This window comes from Corynebacterium sp. (assembly GCF_052107835.1).
Taxonomy (GTDB): Bacteria; Actinomycetota; Actinomycetes; order Mycobacteriales; family Mycobacteriaceae; genus Corynebacterium.
This window is the reverse complement of the sequence record NZ_JBQEDF010000008.1, coordinates 75,985-87,919: the sequence shown is the minus strand read 5'-3', so window position 1 is coordinate 87,919 and position 11,935 is coordinate 75,985. Positions and strand designations below refer to the sequence as shown.

Annotated in this window: 9 protein-coding genes, 1 tRNA gene and 1 other RNA gene; 7 read left to right on the top strand and 4 right to left on the bottom strand. The window is 66.0% G+C overall.

Annotation, left to right across the window (positions count from 1 at the left end; translation table 11 throughout):
• Positions 1-199: hypothetical protein (locus tag ACTIL2_RS03635; RefSeq protein WP_442336091.1), on the bottom strand; the 199-nt coding region annotated here is incomplete at its 3' end.
• 139 nt (positions 200-338) lie between these two features.
• Here ACTIL2_RS03635 and ACTIL2_RS03630 point away from each other — a divergent pair.
• The 6 genes from ACTIL2_RS03630 to ACTIL2_RS03605 all read left to right on the top strand — a co-directional run bounded on the left by ACTIL2_RS03630 (position 339) and on the right by ACTIL2_RS03605 (position 9,039).
• Entirely contained in the window at positions 339-2,411 is a 2,073-nt protein-coding gene (locus ACTIL2_RS03630; RefSeq protein ID WP_442336090.1) for an NAD(+) synthase, read from the top strand.
• Positions 2,412-2,854: 443 nt separating this feature from the next.
• Positions 2,855-3,883 (top strand): quaternary amine ABC transporter ATP-binding protein, encoded by a 1,029-nt coding sequence (locus tag ACTIL2_RS03625; RefSeq protein ID WP_442336089.1) that lies wholly within the window; start codon positions 2,855-2,857, stop codon positions 3,881-3,883.
• Position 3,884: 1 nt separating this feature from the next.
• Entirely contained in the window at positions 3,885-4,754 is an 870-nt protein-coding gene (locus ACTIL2_RS03620; RefSeq protein ID WP_442336088.1) for an ABC transporter permease, read from the top strand.
• A 65-nt stretch (positions 4,755-4,819) separates the two neighbouring features.
• Entirely contained in the window at positions 4,820-5,848 is a 1,029-nt protein-coding gene (locus ACTIL2_RS03615; protein ID WP_442336087.1) for a glycine betaine ABC transporter substrate-binding protein, read from the top strand.
• 154 nt (positions 5,849-6,002) lie between these two features.
• Positions 6,003-7,385: a M20 family metallopeptidase gene (locus tag ACTIL2_RS03610; protein ID WP_442336086.1), complete on the top strand. Its 1,383-nt coding sequence runs from the start codon at positions 6,003-6,005 to the stop codon at positions 7,383-7,385.
• A 34-nt stretch (positions 7,386-7,419) separates the two neighbouring features.
• A complete protein-coding gene (locus ACTIL2_RS03605; protein WP_442336085.1) occupies positions 7,420-9,039 on the top strand; it encodes an AbgT family transporter in 1,620 nt (539 codons plus the stop codon).
• Between the two features lie 24 nt (positions 9,040-9,063).
• Here ACTIL2_RS03605 and ACTIL2_RS03600 read toward each other — a convergent pair whose 3' ends face one another.
• From ACTIL2_RS03600 to ACTIL2_RS03590, 3 genes are all read right to left on the bottom strand, one after another.
• A complete protein-coding gene (locus tag ACTIL2_RS03600; protein ID WP_442336084.1) occupies positions 9,064-10,527 on the bottom strand; it encodes a glycosyltransferase family 39 protein in 1,464 nt (487 codons plus the stop codon).
• Positions 10,528-10,590: 63 nt separating this feature from the next.
• Positions 10,591-11,493, bottom strand: a complete 903-nt coding sequence (locus ACTIL2_RS03595; protein WP_442336083.1) for a carbohydrate kinase family protein — start codon at positions 11,491-11,493, stop codon at positions 10,591-10,593.
• Between the two features lie 114 nt (positions 11,494-11,607).
• A tRNA-Ser gene (locus tag ACTIL2_RS03590) sits at positions 11,608-11,696 on the bottom strand.
• A 125-nt stretch (positions 11,697-11,821) separates the two neighbouring features.
• Between ACTIL2_RS03590 and ffs the strand changes: the two genes are divergently transcribed.
• Positions 11,822-11,918: signal recognition particle sRNA small type (gene ffs, locus ACTIL2_RS03585), an RNA gene on the top strand.
• Positions 11,919-11,935: the final 17 nt, after the last annotated feature.

The window sequence follows — 11,935 nt, the reverse complement described above, 5'->3', positions numbered from 1 at the left end:
GTACCTCTGGTTCGTCCAGGGCTGTTCCGAGGACCTGCTGATGCACCGCGATATCTCGAGTGAAGGCGTCATCGGCGATCGAACGAGCCAGCTCGGCCGCACTGACGTCCAGACCCTTGCCTGCCCGTTCAGACGCCCGGTCGATGGATTCCGAGATGGATTTGATCAGTGCAGCTGCAGCCTGGGCGACTGCCGCCATCGGCATCAACGATTCGCTGATCTTCGATACTCCACCTGTCCCGTCCGGCCTCGGCACGTGGCTCCGAATGGACGAGGACATCGGGGTCGACTTCAACCCGTGGGACGCCTGACCACTCCCAAGCTGGCAGACTAGGTGCATGACTGAACAGTTCCCGCCCGGCGGCATCTACACCCACGGTTTCGCCCGCGTCGCCGCCGCGACGATCCCGGTCGCCGTCGCCGACCCCGCGACCAATGCGCAGAGCATTCTGGACGAGGCCGCCGCTCTCCATGGGGAGCACGTCGCCGTCGCCGTGTTCCCCGAACTCAGCCTCTCCGGCTACGCCATCGACGACCTTGTCATGCAGGACGCGCTGCTCAGTGCCGTCGTCGACGGACTGGACGCCATCGCCGCGGCGTCCGAGAAACTCCTCCCCGTCCTGGTCGTGGGAGCGCCACTGCGACACGGCAACCGGCTCTACAACTGCGCGGTGGTGATCCACCGGGGCGAGATCCTGGGTGTCACACCGAAATCGCATCTGCCGACCTACCGGGAGTTCTACGAACGCCGCTGGTACGCACCGGGTGATGATCTCCGAGGGGAGACCATCCGCGTCGGCGACCGCGAGGTTTCCTTCGGCGTCGACCTGCTTTTCGAGGCAGCCGACGTGAGCGGGCTGACCATCCACGCCGAGATCTGCGAGGACATGTGGGTCCCCGTCCCGCCGTCCTCGCTTGCGGCGCTCAACGGCGCGACCGTCCTGCTGAACCTTTCCGGCAGCCCGATCACCGTCCAGCGCGCCGACGACCGTCACCTGCTGGCTGGTTCCGCGTCCGCGCGGAACCTGGCGGCCTACGTCTACGCCGCCGCTGGTCAGGGGGAGTCCACCAATGATGTGTCGTGGGACGGGCTGACGATGATCCATGAGCGTGGTGAACTTCTCGCCGAGACCGAGCGTTTCCCGGATGGCCCGCGCCACAGCATTGCGGACGTTGACGTCAACGGGATCACCGCCGCTCGCCTCCGGCAGGGCACCTTCGACGACAATCGGCGGGCGGTGGAGGACAGGGTGCAGGACGCTGCATCCACCTTCCGGACCATCCGCTTCGCCCTCAACCCGCCAACCGGCGATGTGGGACTCAAGCGCACAATCGCACGGTTCCCCTTCGTCCCCGGCGACCCTGCACGGTTGGCCCAGGACTGCTACGAGACCTTCAACATCCAGGTGTCCGGCCTGGTCCAGCGGTTGCAGGCCATCGGTAACCCGCGGCCGGTGCTGGGGGTCTCCGGTGGGTTGGACTCCACCCATGCTCTGCTGGTCATCGCCCGCGCAATGGACCGGATGGGGCGTCCGCGCTCCGACATCCTGACCTACACCATGCCCGGCTTCGCCACCTCCGACCACACCAAGTCCAATGCGGTGAAGCTCGCTGAGGCAATGGGTGCGCAGGTCGAGACCCTGGACATCCGCCCGGCCGCGACGGAGATGCTCAAGCAGATGCGTCACCCGGCGGGCGCCGGCGAGGCCGTCTACGACGTCACCTTCGAGAACGTCCAGGCTGGGCTGCGTACCGACTACCTCTTCCGCCTGGCCAACCACCTCGGCGGCATCGTGGTCGGCACCGGTGACCTCTCCGAGATCGCCCTCGGCTGGTCGACGTATGGCGTCGGGGACCAGATGAGCCACTACGCGGTGAACTCGGGTGTGCCCAAGACGCTGATCCAGCACCTCATCCGCTGGGTCATCGCCGACGGCAACGTGGTGGGGGAGGACGCGGCGGCCGTCCTACGCTCCGTCCTCGACACCGAGATCAGTCCGGAGCTCGTCCCCGCGGGACCGGACGGGCAGGTGCAGTCGACCGAGGACACGATCGGCCCGTATGCGCTGCACGACTTCACGTTGTGGCACGTCCTGCGGGGGACGAAGCCCTCCACCGTCGCGTTCCTGGCATGGCACGCGTGGAAGGACGCTGACACGGGTGTCTGGCCCGCCGGCTTCCCCGACGAGGACCGCTACACCTACGACCTGGCGACGATCGTGTCCTGGGAGCGCACTTTCCTCAAGCGGTTCTTCGGTTTTGCGCAGTTCAAGCGCAGTGCCATTCCGAACGGCCCGAAGGTCTCCCCGGCAGGGTCATTGTCGCCCCGCGGTGACTGGCGTGCCCCGTCGGACGGCAACGCCCGGGCGTGGTTGGGGGAACTCGACGCGGAATATCCGGAGGTGTCGTAGACCTCCGGTACAGGTAATCGGTGCCGGGCATGCTTGTCGCACGAATCGCATACGTCTGGGTACGACCGTTGACCGGGGCCTGCTCACGTCCCGTTGTCGTGATATCCCGCGATGCGGTGGGCTGTCAGTAGCTGCGGGGGAATAGGAATTGTCGCTGCGCGGTGACTGGCGTGCCCCGGCAGGCGGCAGCGGCCGGGCATGGTTGGGGGAACTCGATCGGGTGTATCAGGGCAAGTTTTTCGCCTTGTTTTTCGTATGCTCCGAATCCCTGTCATTGGCGCTGGTGAAGCGCTGGTTTCGGGGGCATTCTGCGCGTCATTCTACCCGGAGGTGTATGTGGAAACCTCGCACGTGTCCCCGATAATCAATAGGGTGGTGAAGGTACCGAGAAAGAACGATCCTGAATACGGTTCGACGATGATTGACGACGGAGGCGACATGCCGTGAGCGTAGTGAGTGCATCGCACGTCTACAAGGTGTTCGGGAAAAACGGCCCTGAGGTGGTACGGAGGCTCGAACAGGGGGCGGATCGCAGTGAATTGGCGGAACTGGGAACCCCAGCGGTCATCGACGCGAATTTCACCGTGGAGAAGGGGGAGATTTTCGTCGTGATGGGCCTGTCGGGCTCCGGTAAATCAACCCTGATTCGCATGATCAACGGACTGTGGAAACCCACCTCCGGGTCGATCGAGATCGCCGGGAAAAACGTCTCCGACATGGGTAAGAAGGAGCTGCGTGAATTGCGTGCGGACCACATCTCCATGGTCTTCCAGCACTTCGCGCTGCTTCCGCACCGGACGGTCCGCGAGAATGCGGCCTACGCCCTGGAGATCCAGGGGGTCGATAAAACAACCCGCCTGGAGAAGGGCAACCACTGGCTGCACCAGGTGGGCCTCGAGGGGTGGGGCGACAGCCTGCCCGGCGAGCTCTCCGGCGGTATGCAGCAGCGTGTGGGCCTGGCCCGGGCGCTGGCAGCGGAAACGGACATCCTCCTGATGGACGAGGCGTTCTCCGCCCTGGACCCGCTGATCCGCACCGAGATGCAGGACCAGCTCATCGAACTCCAGCGTGAACTGCAGAAGACGATCATCTTCATCAGCCACGACCTGAACGAGGCCATGCGTCTGGGAGACCGGATCGCGATCATGCGTGGCGGCCGGATCGCCCAGACAGGCACAGCCACCGAGATCCTCACCAACCCGGCGGACGAGTACATCTCTGAGTTCATCGCTGACGTCGACCGGTCCCGGGTCCTCACCGCCAAGAACATCATGTCGCCAGCCGACGGTTCGTCCGGGGTATCCGACCTCCCGACCGTTGAGGCGAAAACCGTGGTCTCCGACCTGTTCGCCCTGTCCGCGAAAGCGGGCGGATCGTTGGCGGTCGTGGAGCACGGCTCGGTGATCGGCGTCGTCGACCAGAATGCCCTGGTGTCCTCGATGACTCCGGCTGGGGCAGGGGCGGTGAGCTGACATGAACTGGTTCCTCAACCCGAGCATCCCCCTCGGAGACTGGGTCTCCGACGGCATCGACTGGTTCAACGACACCTTCAGTTGGCTCATCGACTTCATCAAGATGGTTCTCGGCGGCATGTACGACGGTGTCGCCCCAGTTCTCGGTGCCCCGGTGTTCCTGGCGATGATCCCGATCCTGGCGATCGTCGCGTGGTTGTGCGCCAGCTGGAAGGTGGCACTGTTCACCGTGCTCGGCTTCTACCTGGTGCGCGCTGTCAACCAGTGGGACAACACGATGGACACCCTGGCCATGGTCTTCGTGGCCGTGCTGCTCGCGGTGATCATCGCGGTACCGCTGGGTGTGTGGGCTGCGAAGTCGACGACGGTGTCGGCGATTGTCAGGCCGATCCTGGACTTCATGCAGTCCATGCCCGCGCTGGCCTACCTGGTGCCGATCATGGTGATCTTCAGCATCGGTGTGGTCCCGGGCATGATCGCCACCCTGATCTTCTGCCTGCCCCCGGGTGTCCGCTTCACCGAGCTGGGCATTCGGCAGGTGGACCAGGAGACCGTCGAGGCGGGTAACGCCTTCGGCGCCACGCCGCAGCACATCCTGTTCCGCATCGAGTTGCCGTTGGCGCTGCCCACGATCATGGCGGGTATCAACCAGGTCATCATGCTGGCCCTGTCCATGGTGGTGCTGGCCGGTATGGCCGGTTCCGACGGTCTGGGTGGTCCGATCACCCAGGCACTGCAGTCCCTGAACGTCCCGCTCGGGGTGAACGCCGGTGTGTCCGTGGTGATCCTGGCGATCTTCCTCGACCGGGTCACTGCCGGGCTCAAGAAGTTCACCCCGCTGGAGCGGGCCAAGGTGAAGAAATCGGCGTAGCTGACGTCGCCGATCTGAACCTCAAGAGATTCAAGACTTTCAAGACTTTCAAGAAGGAGAGAACCATGAGTTTGTCCCTACGGAAGAAGACAGGACGCGCCACATCAATCGGCGCATTACTGGTCACGACGGCACTGGTGGCGTCCGCCTGCGGCGCCGAGAACGAGGGCGGTGGCGATGGAGGCGGCGGTGACGGCGACGACACGGCCGGCACCGACGTCAGCGAATACGCGGACTGCACCCCTGGCGAGGAGTCCTCGGATGTGGCCGACCTCGACGAGGACGGAGACAAGGAGATCTCCATCGCGGCCTTCAACGGCTGGGATGAGTCTTTCGCCGCGTCCTACCTGCTCAAGCATGTCCTGGAAGAGGACGGTTACACCGTCGAGGTGGACGGGTACGATGCTGCTCCGGCCTTCACCGGAGTTTCCCAGGGCGACATTGACCTCTTCATGGACGGTTGGCTCCCCGTCACGCACGATGACTACATCGAGCAGTACGGCGAGGACATGGAGGCCCAGGGTTGCTGGTACGACAATGCAATTCTGACCATCGCCGTCAACGAGGATTCCCCGGCACAGGAGATCGGTGACCTCAACGAGTACGCCGACGACTACGACAACCGTATCGTCGGCATTGAGCCCGGTGCGGGACTGACCGACCAGATCCAGGATCAGGCGATCCCGGAGTACGGCCTGGACAACTTCGATTTCCAGATCTCCTCGACCCCGGCGATGCTCACCGAGCTCCAGAATGCCACCGAAAGCGGGGACGACATCGCTGTGAGTCTCTGGCGTCCGCACTGGGCCTACGATGCTTACCCGGTCCGTGACCTGGAGGACCCCGAGGGTGCCATGGGTGACCGTGAGAACATCTACAACTTCTCCCGGAGCGGCTTCTCCGAGGACAACCCTTATGTGTCCCAGCTGCTGAAGAATCTCGTGATCAACGACGACAACCTGTCGTCACTGGAGAACGTGATGTTCTCCGAGGAGAACTACGACGGTGAGAACATGGACGAGGCCGTCGCTGAGTGGGTTGGTGACAACGAGCAGTTCGTCGAGGACTGGAAGGCCGGTGCGCTGGCGGAGTAATCACTCTCCACCTCAGCACGACCCGGTTCTGACTCCGGTCTGACCACCACAAACGACCCCGGCACCCCACAGGGGAGCCGGGGTCGTTTCCTGCCCGTTAAATTGTCCCTCCGGCGGAGCGGGAGCCTGACAGCCGAATGTAGTCTGTCGAAGTATGACCGACTCTCCGTCTCAGATCCGGGACCTCTCCGCACCGCTGCCGCCGTCCCCGCACTTCCCGGCCCAACTGCAGGAGGCATCGGACGCGGCGAAAGCCACTGTCCGGCATCCCGGTTCGCCCTACCCCGGAGCCCCGGAGGAACTCCAGGTCAGACTCGGCCAGCACATCGACGCCGCCAGGGACGACCTCGTCGACCTCATGGTTGACCTCGGCGAGCACCCCGAGACCGCGTTCCGGGAGCACAGGTCCGCGGCTGCGGTGGCGGATCTGCTCGACCGGCTCACACCGGACGGCATCACCGCCACGGTGGGCGTCCACGGCCTCGACACCGCCATCCGCGCCGAGCTGCCCGCCCTACCCACGGCGGCTCCTGACGCCCCGGTCACCGCCGTCCTCGCCGAATACGACGCCCTGCCCGAGATCGGCCACGGCTGCGGGCACAACGTCATCGCCGCCATGGGCCTCGGTGCTTTCATCGGGCTGGCGAAGCTGCGCGAGGAAACCCCGGAGGCCGTCCCGTCCCGCGTGGTCTTCCTCGGAACCCCGGCGGAGGAGGGCCACACCGGCAAGGAGTACATGGCACAGGAGGGTGCCTTCGACGGCATCGACATCGCCGTGATGGCCCACGGTTACGGTGACGACGTCGCCGACCAGCTGTGGCTGGGACGCCGCACCCTCACCGTAGAATTCCACGGCCACTCCGCCCACGCCTCCGCCCAGCCGTTCTCGGCACGCAACGCGCTCGACGCCGCGTCCCTGATGTACCAGGGGATCGGCCTGCTGCGGCAGCAGACGCCGCCCACCGACCGCATCCACGCGATCATCAACTCCGGGGGACAACGTGCCAGCGTGATCCCCGACCATGCCGAGGTGACGATGTACGTCCGCTCCCCGGCACCGGAAACCCTGCGCGACCTGTCCCACCGGGTCGAGGACGTCGCCCACGGCGCCGCGCTGATGGCCGGTGTGGGGGTCACCATCCACTGGGATGACCACCCGCCGTCTCTTCCCGTGCGGACCAACCAGGCGCTCACCGGACGCTGGGTGGAGGCCGAACGTCGCCGGGGACGCGACCCGTACCCGCGGGGCGTGGTCTCCGAGACACTCGCCGCGTCCACCGACTTCGGCAACGTGAGCTACCGGCTGCCCGGAATCCACCCGCTGATCAAGGTCAGCGACTCGTCGGTGGCGCTGCACACCCGCGATTTCGCCGCCGCGACCTTCACCGGGGCAGGACGCGCCGCTGTGGTCGACGGTGCCTACGGGCTTGCCGCCACCCTCCTCGACGTCCAGCATGATCCCCGGCTCGCCGCCGACGTCGTCGCCGAGTTCCAGGCTGCCGGCGGAGCGCTCGACGTGGCACGTTACTTCAGCTGATCCCCCCCATCCCTCCAACACTGCGGAGCCCCTCATGTCCTCCAGTACCAGTGCATCCGACGCCCCAGAAGCGACCGACACCCCCCAGACCAGGATGGACCGCGTCCTGAACTGGGTCGAACGGATGGGCAACAAACTGCCCGAACCGTTCATGCTCTTCCTCATCCTCTTCCTGATCACCGGTGTCGTCTCGACACTGATGGAACTGGCCGACGTCGTGGTGGACGTCCCCGGTGCCGAGGAACCCACCGTGGTCAAGGGCCTGTTCACCGGTGACGGGCTGGCGTGGCTGACCACCAGCATGGCCGAGAACTACATCGGCTTCCCACCCCTGCTCACGGTGATGCCCATCCTCCTGGCCATCGGCGTGGCACAGCATTCCGGCATGCTCGCCGCGGCGGTGCGCAAGGCCTTCGGCTCCTCTCCGAAGTGGATGCTGCCGTACGTCGTCGGTTTCGTCGGCGTGATCGCCTCGGTGATGGCGGACTCCGCGTTCGTCGTCGTCCCGCCACTCGCCGCACTGGTCTTCAAGGCGGCGGGACGCCACCCCGTGGCCGGATTGCTCGGAGGCTTCGCCGCCGCCGGTGCCGGCTACTCCACCAACATCATCCCCACCAGCCTGGATGCCCTGTTCGCGGGGATCACCAACTCGGTGATGGAGACGCTCCCCGGCCTCGGGGCCACGGACGTCAACGCCGTGTCCAACTGGTGGTTCAACATCGCGTCCTCCCTGGTCCTGGGCTTCGTCGCGGGATTCATCATCGACCGGGTCATCGAGCCGCGGATGTTTCGCCAGGGGATCCCGGTGGACGAGGCCGCCGTCGAAGACGGTGACGGCGGTGGCAGTTCGGACGGCACGGACGCCGAGCAGATGCGGGCCGAGCTCTCCCCGCAGGAGACGAAGGGTCTGCGCATCGCACTGGTCAGTGCGGCGGTGCTCACCGCGGTTGTGCTGGTCGGGGTGCTCATCCCGTCCTCGCCCTGGCGCAACGAGGGCGGCGGGTTCCTGCCGGAGTCCCCGTTGCTCGACTCGATCGTGTTCCTGGTGTTCGCGTACTTCGTGGTCATGGGCCTGGTCTACGGCCTGATCGTGGGAACGGTGAAGAACAGCCGGGACTTCGTGCGGATGATGTCGGACGCGCTGAAGGAGATGCTGCCGTTCCTCGTCCTGGCGTTCATCCTGGGGCAGTTCATCGCCCTGTTCAACTGGTCCGGGATCGGTTCCTGGATCGCTGTCAGTGGTGCGAACGGGTTGGAGAGCATGGGCCTGACGGGCTTCCCGGCACTCGTCGCCTTCATCATCCTGGCGAGCTTCCTGAACCTGTTCATCATCTCCGGGTCGGGGATGTGGACGATCATGGCGGCGGTGTTCGTGCCCATGTTCGCGATCATCGGCTACGAGCCGGCAGCGATCCAGGCGGCGTTCCGCGTCGGCGACTCCGCGACCCAGGTGATCACACCGATGAACCCGTACATGGTGGTGCTGCTCGGCATGCTGCGCAAGTACGAACCCGGTGCGGGTCTCGGGTCGTTGATCGCACGCATGCTGCCCTTCGTCATTCCCTTCTGGCTGGTGTGGACGGCAATCCTCGCGGTGTTCTACTTCGTGGACCTGCCGCTGGGCCCGGGTGCGGACTTCTTCCTGGGGGAGTAACTGCCCAACCCCTTCCGGCGGTGCTCAGCTGAGGTGGGCGAAGCGTGGCCACAGCCGGGACCATGGCTCATCGGGACCGGTGCAGGCCAGGACCGGCTGGCCCTGTTCCTCGTTGTCCACGTTGACCCGGCTGTCCAGCTCCGCCACCGTGTCGCAGGACGCGAACCACCCGCTCGCCCGTTCCCCCTGACCGCCCACGATGATGGCGACGTCAGCATCCCCGGGCGGGCCGCCCAGTTCGTGGAGCGCGTTGTGGCCGCTCACCACCGGCACCGTGGCATCCCCGAACCGGTCAAGGGCCCCGGCCTCGCCGTAGTTGCTGGTGATGACCACGTCAGCATCGGTGGCCGCTGTGGCGTCGTCGATCTGGCGGACGTACTGCTCCCACCCGACCTGGTCGCCCACAGTCACGTTCAGCCCGGCGATTGCGGTGGCAGGGGAAGAATCCACGGGGAACAGGGGCAGGGTGGTCACGGCACAGCCCACCGCATTCGCTCCGAGCGCGCCCGCCACGATCGTCGTACGTCTGAGCGAGGTGGCCCATTCGTCGACGACCACCGTCCCCGCCGAGGCGAGGACGCCCAGGATCGCCGCGGTGTAGTAGACCTGGCTGCCTGCTGTGAAAACGAACAGAACGATGACGGCGAAGACCATGGCCAGGAAGCGGTACGGACGCCAGGACGCACGCCGGAAGAGGCCGACGAGCGCAACCACCCAGAACACCGCGAGCACCGGGCCGACGAACAGGATGAGGAAGGGCCACACCTGCACCCGGACCCCGGCGGCGTTCTCACCGCCCAGGGCGGCCCCCATCTCCAGCTGCGGCCAGCCGTTCGTCGCCTGGTAGATGAGGTTCGGCAGCGCCAGGACACCGGTCAGCGTGACCCCGGCCCACAGGCCCCTGGAGCGGAATGGTGAGCGGGGTCCGAACACCGCGAGCCCGAGTGCGATGCCCAGGCAGAGGATGATGACGAGCAGTTTGGCGTACGTCGCGATCCCCACCACGGCCCCGGCTGCGAGCCACCACCGGGAGGCTCCCGGAGCGTTCCGTCCGACCGCCCGCATGACGAACAGAAGCGTCAGGGGCCAGACCACAAGGTCGGTGCTGGCGGTCAGGAACACATGTCCGAACTGGAACGTGAGGGTCGCTCCCGTCATGCCCCACACGGCGATCAGTTGCGCCCTCCGGCTGCCGCCGACCTCCCGCACCAGCGCCGCGAGTACCGGCAGGGATGCTACCGCGCAGAGGATGGCGGGGAGGCGCAGTGCGACCACCGAGTCGCCGAAGATCCCCGTGCTCACGTTGATCAGCAGCGGTACCAGCGGTGGCTGGTCCACGTAACCCCAGTCGAGCGGAAGCATCCGGAAGTACAGCTCGTCTCGGTGGTAGCCGTACTGCCCGGCGGTGACCAGCAGCAGGCCAGCGAGCACCACCATCGGGGCGATCAGTGCTACCGCCCTCGGTCGGCTACGGGGTCCGGCTGTCACGTGACCCATGTGTGAACAACTAACGCTCCCCGCGCTGCGCTGTCAAGAGGGGTCCGTCGCCCGTCAGCCGAGGTCGAGCTCCGCCGGTGTGGGTGGTTGCGCGCCTGCACGGGAGACAGCAACCGCTGCGCTGCCCAGTGCGGTCTCGAGGACCCGGTCAACCTGCTCCCGTGGCAGTGGCTCGCCGTCCACGAGAAGACGGTCGCAGCCGTCCCGGACAAGCGCGAACAACAGTCCCGACGTGAAGGCGTCGCCGGCGCCGATGGTGTCCGCAACATCCACGGGATGGCCCGGCCACTCGAGTACCGTCCCGTCGACCACGGCGGTGCACCCGTGCTCACCACGGGTCATGACCGTGATCCCGGGCCCTGAGGACGCGATCGACGCCAGGACGTCCTCGGCGGTGGCGCCGGTGTCCGCGCCGATCCAGGTGGCGTCCTCGTCGCTGAACTTGACCACGTGGCAGGACGCCGCGAGGTCGCGGATGACCCGGCGTGCCGTGGCGGCGTCGCCCATGATGTCGGGACGGATATTCGGGTCGTAACTGCGCAGTACCCCCGCATCCGCGGTGCTGACGGTGTGCCGGGCCACGGTGCCGCCGGGCTCCAGGACGGCACCGATCGATCCGGTGTGGACCACGGAGATCCCCGTCAGATCGGGCTCGGGGATGTCCCAGACCAGGTCGAATTCGTAGGTGGCGACGCCGTTGCCGTCGAGGGTGACCGTCGCGGTGGGGGTGCGTCCGTCGTCGACGGTGCCTTCCGGCATGCCGACCTTCTCGCCCACCAGGCGCTCGGTGATCAGGTCGCCGTACCGGTCGGTCCCCACCCTGGTGTGGAGACTCGTGTCGATTCCCAGCCGGGCGAGTCCCACCGCGACATTGAGCGGTGATCCACCGACATGTGCCTCCCCGTCCGCGACGATGTCCACCAGTGATTCCCCGACGACGGCGATCCGTGTGTCCAACGTGTGGTCTCCTGGTGTGTGGTCGTCGGTGGTGTCGTGGACCAGTGTAGGGGGAACCCCCAGCGGCCGCGCATACGTGAAAACCCCGGTCGCGGATATTCCGCGCCGGGGTAGTGGCGGAGGATAGGGGATTTGAACCCCTGAGGGATGTGACTCCCGCACGCGTTCCAGGCGTGTGACATAGGCCGCTAGTCGAATCCTCCGCCGAGAAATATACACACCTGGGTGTCCGGGAAGCAAAACACCTGAAGAACCCCTGGTGGGTCTGCGGAATGACCGGCGGCGGCCCTGGTTCTTTGTCCGTTCCGCATCGCTGGGCTACCATGGTGCCCGGATCCCGTGCGGCGTTCATCTTGTGAATTCCCCCAGGGCAGGAATGCAGCAAGGGTCAGCGAGCTCTGACGGGTGCGCGGGGTCCGTGAACTTCAGGGGACAGGGGATC

Excerpts from the sequence above, each read along its gene's own strand:
- ACTIL2_RS03610 (WP_442336086.1), top strand. The coding sequence starts at position 6,003 with ATGACCGACTCTCCGTCTCAGATCCGGGACCTCTCCGCACCGCTGCCG.
- ACTIL2_RS03605 (WP_442336085.1), top strand. The coding sequence starts at position 7,420 with ATGTCCTCCAGTACCAGTGCATCCGACGCCCCAGAAGCGACCGACACC.
- ACTIL2_RS03615 (WP_442336087.1), top strand. The coding sequence starts at position 4,820 with ATGAGTTTGTCCCTACGGAAGAAGACAGGACGCGCCACATCAATCGGC.
- ACTIL2_RS03630 (WP_442336090.1), top strand. The coding sequence starts at position 339 with ATGACTGAACAGTTCCCGCCCGGCGGCATCTACACCCACGGTTTCGCC.
- ACTIL2_RS03620 (WP_442336088.1), top strand. The coding sequence starts at position 3,885 with ATGAACTGGTTCCTCAACCCGAGCATCCCCCTCGGAGACTGGGTCTCC.